General features: G+C 63.0%; 15 protein-coding genes and 1 riboswitch. Of the genes, 1 reads left to right on the top strand and 14 read right to left on the bottom strand.

The annotated features are described in order from the left end of the window. Nucleotides 1–60: 60 nt before the first annotated feature. The 14 genes from C5J26_RS04055 to C5J26_RS03990 all read right to left on the bottom strand — a co-directional run bounded on the left by C5J26_RS04055 (nucleotide 61) and on the right by C5J26_RS03990 (nucleotide 14,539). Nucleotides 61–1,005: an ABC transporter substrate-binding protein gene (locus tag C5J26_RS04055; protein ID WP_172745745.1), complete on the bottom strand. Its 945-nt coding sequence runs from the start codon at nucleotides 1,003–1,005 to the stop codon at nucleotides 61–63. Next, nucleotides 1,002–1,796: an ABC transporter permease gene (locus tag C5J26_RS04050; RefSeq protein WP_105400593.1), complete on the bottom strand. Its 795-nt coding sequence runs from the start codon at nucleotides 1,794–1,796 to the stop codon at nucleotides 1,002–1,004. The genes C5J26_RS04055 and C5J26_RS04050 overlap by 4 nt, the downstream gene beginning before the upstream one ends. A 135-nt stretch (nucleotides 1,797–1,931) precedes the next feature. Then, nucleotides 1,932–2,035, bottom strand: a riboswitch (TPP riboswitch). A 67-nt stretch (nucleotides 2,036–2,102) separates the two neighbouring features. Further along, nucleotides 2,103–3,791, bottom strand: coding sequence for an ABC transporter permease subunit (locus C5J26_RS04045; RefSeq protein ID WP_105400592.1), 1,689 nt, complete (start codon nucleotides 3,789–3,791; stop codon nucleotides 2,103–2,105). Then, nucleotides 3,788–4,837 (bottom strand): PotD/PotF family extracellular solute-binding protein, encoded by a 1,050-nt coding sequence (locus tag C5J26_RS04040; RefSeq protein ID WP_105400591.1) that lies wholly within the window; start codon nucleotides 4,835–4,837, stop codon nucleotides 3,788–3,790. The genes C5J26_RS04045 and C5J26_RS04040 overlap by 4 nt, the downstream gene beginning before the upstream one ends. 21 nt (nucleotides 4,838–4,858) lie before the next feature. Next, on the bottom strand, nucleotides 4,859–5,884 hold the full coding sequence (locus tag C5J26_RS04035) for an ABC transporter ATP-binding protein (protein WP_105400590.1): 1,026 nt from the start codon (nucleotides 5,882–5,884) through the stop codon (nucleotides 4,859–4,861). Next, nucleotides 5,874–7,505, bottom strand: a complete 1,632-nt coding sequence (locus tag C5J26_RS04030; protein WP_206051151.1) for a CocE/NonD family hydrolase — start codon at nucleotides 7,503–7,505, stop codon at nucleotides 5,874–5,876. Before C5J26_RS04030 ends, C5J26_RS04035 begins: the two co-directional genes overlap by 11 nt. A 4-nt stretch (nucleotides 7,506–7,509) precedes the next feature. Next, the gene (locus C5J26_RS04025) at nucleotides 7,510–8,325 is read right to left on the bottom strand and encodes a creatininase family protein (protein ID WP_105400945.1); all 816 of its coding nucleotides are present in this window, start codon (nucleotides 8,323–8,325) and stop codon (nucleotides 7,510–7,512) included. A 22-nt stretch (nucleotides 8,326–8,347) separates the two neighbouring features. Then, entirely contained in the window at nucleotides 8,348–9,862 is a 1,515-nt protein-coding gene (locus tag C5J26_RS04020) for a class I adenylate-forming enzyme family protein (RefSeq protein ID WP_105400589.1), read from the bottom strand. 141 nt (nucleotides 9,863–10,003) lie between these two features. After that, nucleotides 10,004–10,987 (bottom strand): LysR family transcriptional regulator, encoded by a 984-nt coding sequence (locus tag C5J26_RS04015; RefSeq protein ID WP_172745744.1) that lies wholly within the window; start codon nucleotides 10,985–10,987, stop codon nucleotides 10,004–10,006. A 151-nt stretch (nucleotides 10,988–11,138) separates the two neighbouring features. After that, on the bottom strand, nucleotides 11,139–11,399 hold the full coding sequence (gene minE, locus C5J26_RS04010; RefSeq protein ID WP_007759331.1) for a cell division topological specificity factor MinE: 261 nt from the start codon (nucleotides 11,397–11,399) through the stop codon (nucleotides 11,139–11,141). Further along, entirely contained in the window at nucleotides 11,396–12,211 is an 816-nt protein-coding gene (gene minD, locus C5J26_RS04005; RefSeq protein ID WP_038543948.1) for a septum site-determining protein MinD, read from the bottom strand. The genes minE and minD overlap by 4 nt, the downstream gene beginning before the upstream one ends. Before the next feature lie 31 nt (nucleotides 12,212–12,242). Beyond that, nucleotides 12,243–12,971: a septum site-determining protein MinC gene (gene minC / locus C5J26_RS04000; protein ID WP_046668565.1), complete on the bottom strand. Its 729-nt coding sequence runs from the start codon at nucleotides 12,969–12,971 to the stop codon at nucleotides 12,243–12,245. A 742-nt stretch (nucleotides 12,972–13,713) separates the two neighbouring features. Next, nucleotides 13,714–13,860 carry a DUF1127 domain-containing protein gene (locus tag C5J26_RS03995; RefSeq protein WP_080951260.1) on the bottom strand — a complete coding sequence of 49 codons (147 nt, stop codon included), beginning with the start codon at nucleotides 13,858–13,860 and terminating at the stop codon, nucleotides 13,714–13,716. A gap of 148 nt (nucleotides 13,861–14,008) precedes the next feature. Continuing rightward, the gene (locus C5J26_RS03990) at nucleotides 14,009–14,539 is read right to left on the bottom strand and encodes a RidA family protein (protein ID WP_245441046.1); all 531 of its coding nucleotides are present in this window, start codon (nucleotides 14,537–14,539) and stop codon (nucleotides 14,009–14,011) included. Between the two features lie 139 nt (nucleotides 14,540–14,678). Between C5J26_RS03990 and C5J26_RS03985 the strand changes: the two genes are divergently transcribed. Continuing rightward, on the top strand, nucleotides 14,679–14,915 hold the full coding sequence (locus tag C5J26_RS03985) for a BrnA antitoxin family protein (protein WP_105400587.1): 237 nt from the start codon (nucleotides 14,679–14,681) through the stop codon (nucleotides 14,913–14,915). Nucleotides 14,916–14,942: the final 27 nt, after the last annotated feature.

The raw sequence follows: 14,942 nt of genomic DNA, 5'->3' as shown, positions 1-14,942 counted from the left end.
GCACGGAAATCACGTTACGCGAACCCCGGCGTTCAAATCAAACAATATCAGCAGCTTGGCCTACTTGATTTCGACCGCGAGGTCCCCGATCGGCGGCACGGTCTTGATCAATCCCATTTCCTGCATGAAGGCGGCGAAGCGCTGGTAACGGCCCTGGTCGAGTGCGGCCGGACGCTTGGCAAAGCGCGGCAGCGTGTCGAAAAACGCGGCGCGGTTCAGTTCGTCGTCGAGGTTGGGATAGGCCTTGACGAACAGCTGCCAGGCCTCCTGCGGATGATTGGTGATGTAGATCGAAGCCTGTTCGACGGCATGCAGGAAACGCGGCAGCCGGCTGTCCGCGGCAAAATCACGGCGGGTGACGAAGATCAGCTCGTCATAGGCCGGAACGCCGTGCTCCTCCGGGAAAAATGCGCGCCCCGCATGGCCTTCCAGCTTCATCTGGGTCAGCTCGAAATTGCGGAACCCGCCGAGCGTCGCATCCACCTTGCCGCCGATCAGCGACGGTGAGAGCGAAAAATTGACGTTGATCAGTTCCACATCGCCGTTCGAAAGCCCTTCGGAGGCCAGCATGCGCTTCAGCATCGCATCCTCGAAGCCGGTGACGGAAAAGCCGACCTTCTTGCCCTTCAGGTCCTTGAGGCTCTTGATCGGACCGTCCGCCAGCACAGTGACGGTGTTCAAGGGCGTCTCGACCAGCGTGCCGAACCGCACGAGCGGCAGGCCTGCCTCGTGGTCGAGATAGAGATTGGGCTGGTAGTGGATGCCGATATCCGCCTGCCCTGCGGAGACGAGGCGCGGCACCGCGGAGGCATCGGACGGCGGGATAAGCTCGACGTCGAGATTGGCATCGCCAAACAGCCCGCGTTGCTGGGCGATGACCATCGGCGCATGGTCCGGATTGACAAACCATTCGAGCAGCACGCTGAGCTTGTCGGCGGCCTGCGCAGAAATCGGGGTGGCAAGGCTGGCTAGCGCGATGAAGGACGCGGTGAGGATACGGATCATGATCGGACGGAACTCCTTGATGCGAACTGGGATGAGGATGAAGATGAGAGGTCGGCTTCGCTGGCCCACGGGGCGAGCCCGGCGGTCAGCCGGTCGATGAGAAGCCTTAGAATGAGGGTAAGGATTGCCAGTATGGTCATCGCCGCGAACACGGTGTCGGTCTGCATGCGGGCATTGGCCTGGACCATCACGAAGCCGAGCCCGCCGGACGCGCCCACCCATTCGCCGACCACGGCTCCAAGCGGCGCAAGCGGGGCAGCGACCCGAAGACCGGAGACGAGGCTCGGGATCGCCAGCGGCACGCGCATCGACACCAGCGTCTGCCAGTGGTTCGCGCCCTCCAGCGAGACGGCGTCAAGGATTTCCTGATCGGTGCGGCGAAGACCGTCGGCAAAGGCGGAGGCGACCGGAAAGAAGATGATGATCGTCGTCATCGCCACCTTCGAGGCGAGCCCGAAACCCAGCCAGAGAACCAGGATCGGCGCCAGCACGAAGACGGGAAAGGCCTGCAGGATCAGCACCATCGGCCAGACGAGACGGCCAAGCCGCGGCAACGCGGCGACCCCGAATGCCGTGGCGATGCCGAGGCCTGCGCCGATCGCGAGGCCCAGCGCGATTTCCGTCAGCGTGACGAGGCCGTTCTGCAGCAGGAAACCCGGCTGCCGCCCGAAGGCGGAAGCGACGGCAATCGGAGACGGCAGAATGTAGCGGGGCGGAGCAAACAGCCAGACGCCCGCTTGCCAGAGGGCGACAAGCAGGACGAGGCCGATGACCGCATGGGACGCGCGCATGATGCTACGCGCCGAACCTGCACGCCGGGACCGGATGCCCTTTCGGGACAACGGGAAGAATGGATGTCATCGGTCGATCTCCAGATCAGTCAATCACGGAGATCCAGGTAAAGCGGAGAAGAGAAAGTATCGTCGAATGACGCTTATTTCCGTTCCTACGCCGGCATGACCCGGATCAGGTTCAAGGGTCCGGCTCACCGCCATCTCAGCATCGTCAAGATGCCCCCCTCGGAAGAACACGATAACTGTCGGTTTTCGCTATGTCTGTCAAGCGGACCGGACGGTCCGCCCGCTATCGTTTCCAACTCACCGCGCGTAGAGACGGTCGAGGCGGACCACCCTGCCCAGCAGGGCCAGCGCGATGACGGTGAAGAGGATCAGGACGGCCGAGATGGCATGCGCGGTCGGCTCCAGGCTGAAGGTCGATTCCGCGTAGATGCGGACCGGCAGCGTCGTCAGTCGGGCGGTGGTGAGGAAGCTCGTCACCGTCACCTCGCCGAAGCTCAGCAGGAAGCCGACGATGCCGGCTGCGAACAGCCCCGGCGCCAGGCCTGGCATGATGATCAGGAAGAAGCGCCGCACCGGGCTTGCGCCGAGGCTCGCCGCCGCCTCCTCCTGCGCCCGGTCGAGCCCCATGACCGAGGTGGTCAGAAGCGTGATCGCAAACGGCAGAATGACGATCACGTGGATCGCCACGAGGCCGAGGAAGGGCGGAATGATCAGGTAGATCTGCAAGAGCCGCAGCATTCCGACCCCGATCGCCACGTGGGGCAGCGACATCGGCAGCAGCCAGAAAGCCAGGAGCGCGGAGCGACCCTTGAACGGATAACGGGCGAGCGCGAAGGCCGCCGGCAGCGAAAGCGAAAGCGCCACCAGCATCGAGGTGACGGCAAGCCGCACCGACACCCAAAAGGCATCCGCGTAGGTTCCGGCAAAAAACACCGCCTCGTACCATTTGAGGGTGAAACCGCGGAAGCCGGAAGCGGTCGCCTGCGGCACGTCGTTGAAACTCTGGATGCAGACCAGCACCAGCGGCAGCAGCAGGAGCAGCAGCGAGATGGCGAGCAGCAGTTTCGAGACGATCGGCCCGAGGATGTTGATGATCGGCACCAACCAGCGCGGTATGCTCCAGGGATTGCTGGGCTTGCCCTTCAGCCACGGCATCAGGCGGTTGAGCGAATAGGCGCAGAGCGCCGCAAACGCGAGACCGGTGACGGTCATGATGATAGCAAGTGCTGCGGCAAGCGGCGCATTGAGGTTCTTGATCGCTTCCTGCAGCACCAGCATGCCCGTGGTCCAGACCTTCTTTCCGCCGAGCAGGGAGGCGGAAACGTAAGCCGTGGTCGCCATCAGGAAAACGATCACAGTGCCGGAGCGCAGGCCGGGCAGCGAAAGCGGCAGGTCGACGGTGAGAAACCGGACCGCGGGAGAGGCGCCGAGGCTCTGGGCCGCTTCATGCACGCGCGGCGAAGTGTTCTGCAGGTTATCGTAGAGCGCCAGCACCATGAAGGGCAGGAAGACCTGCGCCAGCGCGACCGCGACCGCGCCGTGCGTGAACAGCATGTACCGGGCCGGCGGAATGCCGATCAGCCCGGTGACCGAATTGATCAGCCCTTCGGGTGCCAGCAGGAGAATGATGCCGAGCGAGCGCACCACGACATTGGTCAGCAGCGGAATGAGGATGACGGCGAATGCGGCCGCGCGGTATTTCACCGGCATCCGTGCCAGCCAGTGGGCAAGCGGGTAACCGAGAAGCGCGGTGATGACGGTCACGCCGAGGCCAAGCAGGATGGTTTCGGAGACGACGCCGAAATAGAAGCCGTCGGAGACGATATCCCGGAACTGCGCGATCGACGGCGTTATGAACAGCGGGCCGAAAGGATCGGGATACTCGTGCAAGGAGAGCACGAGTACCACGAACATCGGCGCCGCGAAGGACAGAAGCAGCCAAAGGGTGACCGGCGCTGCAAGCGCCGGCCCGATCCAACGGTTCATCCTGCGATCTCCCGATCGTATTTTGCCTGCCATTTGGCCCGGCTGGCATTGATCACGTCCCAATCGAAATCGACGAGCTTGGCGACATCGGCATCGCCGAGCACGAGCTTCGACTTGATGTCGTCCGGGACCGTGATGTTGCTGACGGTCGGTGAATAGTAGATCTGGCGCGCGTAGGCGAGCATGCAGGGTTCGGAGAGGTGCAGGTTGATCCATTCCTCGGCGAGCTTCTGGTTCTTCGTGCCTTCGGTGATGCAGGCAACGTTCATCGAAAGCGCCTGCCCCTCGACCGGCTTGGCGATCGCTATATTGGGATTGCGCGTTTCGACATAAGACTGGGTGAAGCTGCCGAACTCGACCGAAAGATCGGCGAGTTTCTGGTCGAACATTTCGAAGAGCTGGGCCTGGCTGCCCTGGATCGCTGCGAACGGCTTCAGTTCCTTGACCTTTTCGAAGCCGATGTCGGCGTTCTTCTCGTCTCCGCCCCAGACGCGGGCGGCCATCATCAGCGCGGAAATGCCTTCGGCGCCCAGACCATCCGGCCAGGCGATACGGCCCTTCCATTCCGGGTTCCACATGTCCTTCCACGAGGTGATCGGCTTCGACGCCTTGGTTTTGTCATAGACGATCGTGCAGGGGTTGAAGGCGACTCCGTAACCACCCTTTCGCGCACTCGGATAGAGCGCCTCGAAGTTCTTGACGGCAGGCGTCGGCGCCTGGGTCACGCCGTCCTTCACGGCCTGGCGGCTTTCGAAGATGTTCAGGTAGAGGACGTCGAAGCTCGGGCGACCGCGCTCGGCATAGGCGCGGGCACGGCGGTCGCCGGTGCCGCCAAGAACGTAGCTGACCTTGCAGCCGTATTTCTCGACGAGCGGCTTCTCGACATGTTCCCTGACGATCTTTTCCTGCGCGCCGCCCCAGATGCCGACGACCAGTTCGTCGCCCTTCTTGGGCTCCTGGGCGGAGGCGGGACGGATGATGTGGAACGGTGCGGCGAGACCGGCACCGGCGATGAGCTTGTTGAATGTACGACGCGAGACGTTCATGTCTTGGTTCCCCTTTTTCGGTCAGATGAATGTGGCGCCACCCGGCTGGGTCTGGATGCTGCACGGCGTCCCGAGGGGCGGAGGCGGCATATCCGAAGGCACGATCAGGCGGATCATGCCGCATGCGGATTGGATATCGGCTTCGTAGGTGTCGCCGAGGAAGGCTGCATTGACGAGCGTGCCGGCGACATTGAGCGGCCCCGGCCCGTCCGAGAGCCTGAGCCGCGACGCACGCAGAACGAGGCGGGTAGCGCCGGAAGGTGCGCCCTCGCAGGTGAGCCCCGGCGCGGAGAACAGGCCGTTCTCGGTCTTCCCCTCGATCACCGTGCGGGCGCCGAGGAAGGAGGCGGTGAACGGCGAATGCGGCCGGTCGCAGAGCCCGACCGGCGTGCCGATCTCGGCGAGCAACCCCTTGTTCATCACCGCGACGCGATCCGACATGGCAAGCGCTTCCTGCTGGTCGTGCGTGACGAAGACGGTGGTGATGCCAAGCCGCTGCTGCAGCGTGCGGATTTCGGTACGCATGTCGGCACGAAGATGAGCGTCGAGATTGGACAGCGGCTCGTCGAGGAGGAGCACGTCCGGTTCGATCACCAGCGCGCGGGCAAGCGCCACGCGCTGCTGCTGGCCGCCGGAAAGCTGGCCGGGATACCGATCGTAATAGCCGCCAAGCCCGACCGTATCGAGGGCGGCAGCGGCCCGGGCGCGGCATTCCGCCTTGCCGACATGGCGCATGCGCAGGCCGAAACCGACATTGTCGAGCGCAGTCAGGTGCGGGAACAGAGCGTAGGACTGGAAGACGACGCCGATATTGCGGGTATGGACGGGCCGCTTGCTGATATCCTCGCCGTTGAGGATGACGCGACCTTCCGACGGCTGCACGAAACCGGCGATCATCCGCAGCGTCGTCGTCTTGCCGCAGCCGGAAGGCCCGAGCAGCGACAGAAGTTCGCCCTTGGCGACCTCGATCGTGAGGCCGCTGACGGCGACGGAATCGCCGTAGGTGGCCGTGATGTTGTCGAGCGTCAGGTAATGCTTATGCGACATGGTCGAGAGCCTCGGGCATGATCAGGCGGGAACGCGTCGTTCCGCCATGGCAGATGGAAATCGTGATCGGTCGCCGCGCCATCTCAGACACGGACGCGAACGGCCCGTCGCCGGGATGAACTTCGAAGACCGGCACGCCGGCGCCCTGCAGCGAAAGCCGCAACGCGAAACCCTCCAGGACGGTGATGCAGATCGGGCGAAGGCTGATGCGTGCCAAAATCTGCCGGCCGCCTGCGAGTCGCGCATAACCGGTGCTGAGCACCCTCGCCTCTCCCGATGGGCCAACGAGCGACAGCGTCGCGCAGAGATCGAAACCTTGGGACTGCGTCTCGACCTCAATCTCGGCAAAGGCTTCCCCGATATAGGACTTCGCCGCGTCGAAGGGCGCGCTTGTGTAGACGGCAACGTCGGCGCGGTTGTCGTGGCCACTGCGATCCGCAAAACCGGCAGGTGTGCCGAGATGACCGCCTACAAGCACTGTCGGGCGCGTGGGATCGTGGACGAACGTGTCCCGCCCCTCAGCACCGCTCCCCCTCGACAGCCTACCATCGCTGACCATGGCCGCGCCGAGACCCGACGAAGAGAGAAAGAAGTCTGCGTCCGATGCCTCGGGCCGACCAGGGAGGTGGAGCCAGCAGCGCCGACCCATGTCGAACAGCCGCACCGGCTGCGGTCGTTCGCCGAGCCCCTTGAGATAGAAATCGAAGAAGGCGAGCTGGGCGCGATCGACCGAGAATTCCGCCGCCTGCCCCATGTCGGTGGCACCGCATGCCCGGTTCCACGGCGCATGCGCCCAAGAGCCGATCACCAGATGTGAGCTCTCCGGATGCTTCCGCCGAAAGGCTGCATCGGCGGCCCAGGTTCCCTGAAGCAGGAAGTCGGCCCAGCCGCCTGTATGAAGAACCGGAATATCGAGGGGATCGTCGGCCAGCAGCACGCCGGGCGAAACCGCGTCCCAATAGTCGCTCTCGTCCGCCACCCATTTGGCGAGATGCGATATGTCGGACCGGGAGACGAGCAGGTCCCGAAGGGCCGCATCATCTGCCGCGCCGCCGAGGGCAGAAAAGGTCCCGGCATCCTCCCGCCGCGCCGCGGTCAGCCGAGCCATCTGCGCCGCCCAGCCGGCATTGAGCCCGAGCCGGAAGGCATTGCCCTCATAGGCCCAGTCGTCACCGGGCATCCAGGAGCCCATCGCAGGCGCAATCGCATCCGGCCGCACGCTTCCCTTGCCGGCAATGGCAAAATACTGTGTCACCGCCTGGTAACTGAAGCCATAGAGGCCGAGCTTGCCGTTGCTTCCAGGCAATGCGACAGCCCATTCCAGAGTGTGCGCGCCATCCGCGATCTCGCTGACGAAGGCCTCGAAGACACCACTGGAATCGCCGCAGCCGCGCACATCCTGGATGACCACGATATAACCATGCGCGGCGTACCAGGAGGGGTGCGCGAGTACCAATGTCGAGGCGATGGCACGTCCATAAGGCTGGCGCATCAGCAGCACCGGGAACCTGCCCTCCCCCAGAGGACGATAGATATCCGACGCCAGCACGACGCCATCATCGAGCAGAAGCTCGCCCCTTTCGGGGCCTGCTACGCCATATGGTGCGCGTGGGGTCGTCAAGCCATCACCCCTTGTACATGGTTTTGGAGGTGATCCGGGCGAGCGGGAAATCCAGGACTTCCTTGATCAGCTTCAGGAGGTTGACGGCGCTGCGCTCGACATAGAGACGACCGCGTTCGGCATCGCCGGCAGCCGCATTGCCGCAGGCGCCGGAGGGCTGCACGTCCTGGGTCTGCCAGCCATAACCGATCCGGCCTTCCGGCATCAGCAACCCGCCGGCCGCTTCGAGCTCGACGGAGACCGGCACGAAATCCTCAGCATATTGCATGTCGATCAGCTCGCGATGCAGATGCAGCATCACGCTGGTCTCCGCTTCGCCACCGTGAATGCCGTGCTTCATCTCATGGGCACTGAACAGGTCGGAGAAATCGCCGCCGGCACTCGCCCAGGCGCTGACGGCGAACATGTCGAGCTTGATGCGCAGCTCGCGGCAGACGATGTCCATCACTTGCGGCTGGCCGCCATGCGAATTGACGAAGATGATCTTGCGGCAGCCGGCCCGGTTGACGCTCTCGCCGAGCTCGAACCACATCTTGGCCAGCGTGTCGTAGTTGAAGGTCAGCGTCCCCGGATAGGCAGTATGCTCGACCGACTTGCCGACAGGCATCATCGGCAGCACCAGAACCGGCAGGTCGTCTTCCATCAGCTCGACCGTGCGGGCGACGATGCCGGCATTGATCGCGGCATCGACGCGGACCGGAAGGTGTGGCCCGTGCTGCTCGATGGCGGCGATCGGCAGGATCGCCACGAACTTCTCCATCTCGAACTCGGAGAAGTCCTTTGCGGTATGATCCCACCACCAATGCGATTTCAGCTTCATCGACATATCCTCGGTTTCATTGTCAGGCCGCGGCGGCGCGTGCCGCCAGCTCCGCCTTGGCGATCTTGCCGGTGGGGGTCATGGGCAGCTCTGCAAGCGAGATCACCGTCATTACGGAGAGGTCGTAGGGAAGTGTCGCTGCGATCTGCGCCTTGGCGGCCTCGCCGTCAACCGGTGCGGCGGCCTGCACGAAGGCGACCGGCCGCGTCTTCATGGTCGGATCCGGGACGCCGACCACTGCCGCCTGCTCGATGCCGGCGACCGTCGATAGCGCCTCTTCCACATCGCGCGGATACCAGGTCTTGCCGCCGACTTCGAGAAGCTCGGAGCGACGTCCCATCATGGTGACAAAGCCGTGCCGGTCGATCGTGCCGATATCACCGGTCCACAGCCAGCCGTCACGCAACGTCTCGGCGGTCTTTTCGGGCTTGCCCCAGTAACCCCACATGAAACCGCCGCGAAGCGCGATCTCGCCGACCGAACCACAGGGAAGTTCGGAACCGTCGGAATTGAGGATGCGGACTTCCTTGTCCGGCAGCGGCATGCCAGCACGACGGGTCTCGATGTCGGCGCTATCGAGCTTCGGGAAACCGAGCGCCACGAAACCGCCTAGTTCCGACTGACCATAGCTTTCGACCAGCGGCAGCTTCAGCTTTTCCAGCCAGCCGGCCTTGAGGACCGGCGGAACCGGACCGCCGCCGGACATGCTCATGCGCAGCTTCGCCGGCGCATGGCCGCGGATCGCGGCCTCGTTGAGGAGATCGGTCAGGATCGGAGGGTTGGCGATCAGCATGGTCGCTCCGCGGGCCTCCAGAGCATCGAAACCGGTCTCCTGCGTCCAGCGGCCCATCACGTTGATCGCCGCGCCGCGCGACAGCTGCGGCAGAAGATTTCCGACTAGTTGATAAGAGCTCGACAAGGCGCTTGGGCCGAACGAAACGTCGTCCGCCGTGATCTGCAGCCGCTCGGCGATGCAGCGGGTCGCGCGCACCGTCGGCTCATGCTTGAGGCAGGCGCCCTTCGGTTTGCCGGTGGTCCCGGACGTATAGGAAAGATGGGCAATCGCATCTTCGTTGCCCGGATCGGCGGGCACCGGCAGGGCAGCCGCCATCAACTCCGGCAGAGAGTGAGCGCCCGATTGCGGCCCGTCCATGCAGATCAATGCCCGGATTGTCGGCACGCCGGCGGCTGCAGCGCTCACCTGTTCATGTTTGTCATGGGTATAAACGACCGCAGTCGGCTGGTGATCGCCGAAATAATAGGCAAGTTCGTCGGCGAATTTGACGTTTACGAGGGCTGAAATCGCCCCAAGCCGCCAGCAGCCCAGCATCGTCGTCAGATAGTCCATGCCATTGTGGGCAAAGATCGTCACCCGGTCGCCCGGCCTGACCCCGAGACTATGCAACGCGCCCGCGGCGCGCTCCATCGCTTCGACAGCCCCGGCATAGGTCAGGCTCCTGTCGCGATCGACCCAATGGAAACAGGCGTGGTCGGGATCGCGATTGGCGCCATCCACGATAAGGGTGTGCATCAGCATTCGAAATTCCCCGGCGCCAAATCTGCCTGCTCAATTCTTTGGCAGATGTAAATCCTGCCTGCAGCATGGGCAAATTTTGTCCGCGGGTGAATGCCACGGCCGTCGATAGCGGGTATATCCGTTTGCTTATACTCGGCGACTTCAGGACACCGCCCGCAGAGGCATTTCGGACGGAACCGGATGAAGCGTCTGGTCGAAGCGCCGCGCGACGGTGCGGATGACATTGCGCAGCCACCGGTTGGCGCCGCTGTTATGGGCCCGTTCGTGCCATAGAAGGTAGAGGTTCATCTGGTCGAATTCCCGCGGTGCCTCGACGAGTTGCAGATGGTTGGCCGGAGCGTTTGCGACGATATATTCGGCATACGGACGCGCCGTCGTGAAGATCAGGTCGGTTTCGGCAAGGATTGCCGGGATCAGCGCGTATTCGGGAACAGACATGGCGATGCGGCGGCGCATCCCGAGCTGCGCGAGCCGCCCATCGATCGGGCTGTAGACCGCATTCGAGCCCGGCGTCGGCGAGACGTGGTCGGCATCGAGATAGTCGTCGAGAAGAAGGCGGCCGCGCTTCGCCAGGGGGTTCGACTTCTGGACCACGCAGGCAATTTCGCAATGCAGGAGCGTGCTCGACTTCAGGCTCTGCTGCGGAGCCGGCCAGTTGCCGATCACCATGTCCACCCGGCCAGACCCCAGATCCTCGATGAGATCGCTCTGCTCGGAGGGCGCAAAAAAGTCGACCGATATGCCGGGCGCTTCGCGCCGGATGCTGGTGGCGATCGGCGGAATGAGGAAGGTGCCGAAACAATTGACCGCGGCGATCCGCATCCGGCTGTGGACCATGCCGGGATCGAACTGGCTGCTGCGGTTCAGCGTGTCCAGCAGGCCTTCGAGCATCGCCGCGATCGAGGTCATCACCTCTTCACCGCGCTCGGTGAGCACCAGTTTCTGGCCGCTGCGCACCAGAAGCGGATCGGAGAAGATTTCCCGTGCCTTCTTGAGGCAGGCACTGACCGCCGGCTGGCTGTGTCCGAGCAGCACCGCGACTTTGGAGACATTGCGCTCCCTGAGCAGCAGATAGGTGGTGCGCAGCAACCTGACGTCGATGGAGGGATTTATGTTCGCGTACACGGCCGTTTCCTTTTGCAGGGGCAACCGTTTTACGAAGCAAGCGACGTGCCAGGCATGCCGTCTTCGTTCGCGCAAGCAGGCGCGAAACACGAAACGCGGACAACCGGATTGTCCGCGTTTCGAAACTCATGACCCTGCTGAGTCTGCCGGCTCAGGCAGCCTGGCTGACGGCACCCAACGGGATCTCGACGTCGATCTCGAGGATCGTGACGTTCTCGTCACGGTCCATCTTGACCTGCACCTTGTCGCTGTCGACCTGCACGTGTTTGGCAATTACCGCAAGAATCTCCTCGCGAAGCAAGGATACGAGGTCCGAGCCGTTCGACGAGCGTTCGTGGGCGAGAAGCACCTGCAGGCGTTCGCGGGCCGTGGGTGCGGAGCGCTGTTTGCGGAAAAGGTTGAATATAGTCATGCGGCCCTCCGTGCGAAGATCTTGCCGAATATCCCCCGCTTTTCCCCGGGGATCGTGATCGGCAGAACTTCTCCTGCAAGCCGGCGTGCGGCATCGAAATAGGCCATGGCCGGTGCGCTGCGTGCGTCCGCCAGGGTGACCGGCGCGCCGATGTTCGATGCGCGCAGGACATCCATGCTTTCCGGGATGATGCCGATGAGCGGGATGGAGAGGATCTCTAGCACGTCCTCGACCTTCAGCATGTCGCCCCGCTCCGCGCGGTTGGCGTCGTAGCGCGTCAGCAGCAGGTGCTTTTCCATGCGCTCGCCGCGCTCAGCCTTCATCGTCTTCGAGTCGAGCAAGCCGATGATGCGGTCCGAGTCGCGAACCGACGAGACTTCCGGATTGGTGACCACCACCGCCATGTCGGCGTGGCGCATGGCGAGCGTGGCGCCGCTTTCGATCCCGGCCGGGCTGTCGCAGATGACCCAGTCGAAGACCCGCTTCAGCTCGGTAATGACCCGCTCCACACCCTCGGGTGTCAGGTTGTCCTTGTCGCGCGTCTGCGAGGCCGGCAGCAGGAACAGCGTCTCCAGCCGCTTGTCACGGATCAGTGCCTGCGAAAGCTTGGCTTCGCCCTGAATGACGTTGATCAGGTCGTAAACGACCCGGCGCTCGGCGCCCATCACCAGGTCGAGGTTGCGCAGCCCGACGTCAAAATCGACGACGACAACCCGTTCGTTTCGCTGCGCCAGAGCCGCTCCCAATGCGGCAGTCGAGGTCGTCTTGCCAACCCCGCCCTTGCCTGAAGTGACTACGATGACTTTCCCCATCTTGCTCTCCTGTTTGCTGGCCGGCTTCGGCTCAAATAAGTTTCTCTGCAATGATCGAATCCCCTTCGAGCCAAAGCTGGACTGACTGTCCGCGAAGGCCCGGGGCCATGTCTTCCGCCATCTTGTAGATGCCGTCGATTGCCACCAGCTCGGCTTCGAGCTTGCGGCAGAAGATGCGCGCCGACGCGTTTCCAAGCGATCCCGCCATGGCCCGGCCACGCAGGGTCCCGTAGATATGCACCGATCCGCCGGCGATGATTTCGGCACCTGAAGCGACCGAGCCTATGATCGTCACGTCGCCTTCCGGAAAGATGACCGACTGGCCGGAACGGACCGGCTCGCGGATGACAATTGACTGCAACGCGGACCGAACCTCCGGCGCGACCGGCTTCTGCTCGCCGTTGCGCAGCTCGATGATCGGCTCCTTGGCGACGGCCTCGTCGGAGACCGGCCGGCCACCTTTAAGTGCCGGAGGCATGCCGGGACCTAGGATCGAAGGGCGACCGCCCTCGATGCCCATGATATTGACGTTGCGTCCGGCCAATTCGGTGATCAGATCCTTCAGCTGGGCGCGGTCGATCGGCAGATCGGTCACGTCGAGCACGACAGGCCGGCCCAGAAAGAAACCCGCGGAACGTGCCGCAAGGTCATCCAGCCGGATGAGCCAGTCGTCGAAGGGAAGATCAGGGGCAAGGACGACCGCCAGAAAAGAGCGGCCCTTGATGCGGATAGAGCGAGCGTCTGTTAGCATTTTGGTCATCTGCGTAAAGAAATCGTTGACTGATTTCTAGCGCCGACATGGTTAACAAATGGTAAACGTAAGCCTCGCAAAGAGCCTGGTTTTAACCGATCGTTACGATCTTCCTCTCCATCGAGCTCGTCTCGTAGGACATTGGCTTCACGATGAAGAAAATACCGGGCGCAAGGAGAAAAAAGGGCACACTGAAACGACAGCGCCAGCACACGAGCCATCTCTTCTGGCGGTTCGGTGACGGCTATGATTCTGGCCGCCAAAGGGGATTCTGTCTCGCCATGAGGGTCCGCACGCGGCTTCCTCCCACTCGAAGGCGCCGCTAGGCACGAATCGAGATCGCCGGATACCCGCACCGGGCGGACACGGCCAAAGACGCGCAACTTGATGTTCGGAAAACCCTCAGCCCCAAAACGAAAAAGCCTGCCGCGGGAGGAGGTGCGGCAGGCTTTCCGAAAAGAACCGAACAGCGGCTGGGAGGAGGAGTGCCGCCGTTCCTACAGACGTCCCTGGGAGGAGGAGTGGGCCGTCTGATAACACGAAGCTCTGCGGGAGGAGGTGCATCGCTTCGATAAGTATGACTATACACCCGTCAGGCTCGATTGATACCCATTATGTTGCAGTGCAGCTATACGAAAAACGCATACCGGCACACGGAACTCGAAGGAAGTCCGGACCAGAGCAGGCGCCCGACGCAAAAACGCCCGCGGCAATGGCGGGCGTCATGCAAATTCCGGCAGAGATATTGAGGTCAGCGAGCGCTGGCTGCGCGGGCGACGTTACGGATGTCGGCGCGGTCGATGCCGAGGTCCTGCAGTTCGCGGCTGGTCATGCGGCCGAGTTCGGAGACGGTCTGGCGATACTTGCGCCAGTTATTGAAAGAGCGTGCTACGTTCATGATCAGGTCCCTTTCCTGAGACTGTCTGACGTCAGCATCCGTTCTTGGCTCCGGCGTCGTTCGATGACGATGATATAGGCGCTCGGAACTGCCTGGAAAAGCAACAATACCTCAGGTCACCCATGCATAACGTGCATCGATCCTGAGACTAAGCCTCGGCCGATGCCGCAGCGCACACCATGATCATCTCGACCTTGAGGACGGGATTGGCAAGCCGCGCCTCGAAACAGGCTCGGGCGGGCGGGGCCATGCCCGAAACCCAGGCGTCCCAGACCTCGTTCATTTCGGCATAACCGTCCATGTCGGCAAGCATGATGGCACAGAAGATCAGGCCCTGCTTGGCGCTGCCGATTTCGGCAAGCCGCGCCTCAGCCTTGGCCAACAATTGCCGGGTCTGCTCCGCAACACTCAGATCCCCGTCATAGGGCGACTGGGGCGTCACCGCGAAATAGCCGGTGCCTTGGTGCACGACAGCCGAACTTCCACGGCTGCCGACACCGAAACGCTGGATGATGGAAGAGAAGTCCTGGATCATGACAAGCCTGTACTGGTTTTGAACGGTAAACGAGATGGTCAGGATATGAAGCGTGTCCTCCCCCGATGTCTTCGAACGACGGGAATGAGCTTTCGGAGTGGGATAGACGCCACCCGGTTCGATCGTCAAGGTCTCGGCCGGCATCGGGATCCAGCACTGGTCGGGTAGCCCCCCCTGCTCGGCGATTGCTATTTCGCCGCGCTTGCTGATAGTTCGAGGCGGGAGCCGCGTCTGCAGACAGAAACAACTGCGACGGACCCCTTCCCTTTCTACGGAGATGATCATGACACGTCCCCCGCGCCGGCCCGTCAATCCGCTCGAGGCCGCAGAGGCTCTGTTTGCGCCGGCCAAGAAGACCACCCCGGCTCCCGCGGTCGAGCGGCGCGCGCCGCCGAACGTCAAGGAACTTGTGTCCCTGAAGCTCGACAGCGACGTGCTCGCCTATTTTCAGGAGGATGGCCCCGGCTGGCAGGATCGCATCAACGATGCGCTCCGTGAAGCGATGAACGACAAGGGGTGAACGACAGGGGCTGAACGACGGGAGCTG

The organism is Neorhizobium sp. T7_12, from assembly GCF_002968535.1.
Lineage (GTDB): Bacteria > Pseudomonadota > Alphaproteobacteria > Rhizobiales > Rhizobiaceae > Neorhizobium > Neorhizobium tomejilense.
This window is presented reverse-complemented; position numbering and strand designations above follow the sequence as displayed.

Coding starts and splice junctions, on each gene's coding strand:
- C5J26_RS04055 (WP_172745745.1), bottom strand. CDS start 1,005: ATGATCCGTATCCTCACCGCGTCCTTCATCGCGCTAGCCAGCCTTGCC.
- C5J26_RS04050 (WP_105400593.1), bottom strand. CDS start 1,796: ATGCGCGCGTCCCATGCGGTCATCGGCCTCGTCCTGCTTGTCGCCCTC.
- C5J26_RS04045 (WP_105400592.1), bottom strand. CDS start 3,791: ATGAACCGTTGGATCGGGCCGGCGCTTGCAGCGCCGGTCACCCTTTGG.
- C5J26_RS04040 (WP_105400591.1), bottom strand. CDS start 4,837: ATGAACGTCTCGCGTCGTACATTCAACAAGCTCATCGCCGGTGCCGGT.
- C5J26_RS04035 (WP_105400590.1), bottom strand. CDS start 5,884: ATGTCGCATAAGCATTACCTGACGCTCGACAACATCACGGCCACCTAC.
- C5J26_RS04025 (WP_105400945.1), bottom strand. CDS start 8,325: ATGAAGCTGAAATCGCATTGGTGGTGGGATCATACCGCAAAGGACTTC.
- C5J26_RS04020 (WP_105400589.1), bottom strand. CDS start 9,862: ATGCTGATGCACACCCTTATCGTGGATGGCGCCAATCGCGATCCCGAC.
- minE (WP_007759331.1), bottom strand. CDS start 11,399: ATGACTATATTCAACCTTTTCCGCAAACAGCGCTCCGCACCCACGGCC.
- minD (WP_038543948.1), bottom strand. CDS start 12,211: ATGGGGAAAGTCATCGTAGTCACTTCAGGCAAGGGCGGGGTTGGCAAG.
- minC (WP_046668565.1), bottom strand. CDS start 12,971: ATGACCAAAATGCTAACAGACGCTCGCTCTATCCGCATCAAGGGCCGC.
- C5J26_RS03995 (WP_080951260.1), bottom strand. CDS start 13,860: ATGAACGTAGCACGCTCTTTCAATAACTGGCGCAAGTATCGCCAGACC.
- C5J26_RS03990 (WP_245441046.1), bottom strand. CDS start 14,539: ATGCCGGCCGAGACCTTGACGATCGAACCGGGTGGCGTCTATCCCACT.
- C5J26_RS03985 (WP_105400587.1), top strand. CDS start 14,679: ATGACACGTCCCCCGCGCCGGCCCGTCAATCCGCTCGAGGCCGCAGAG.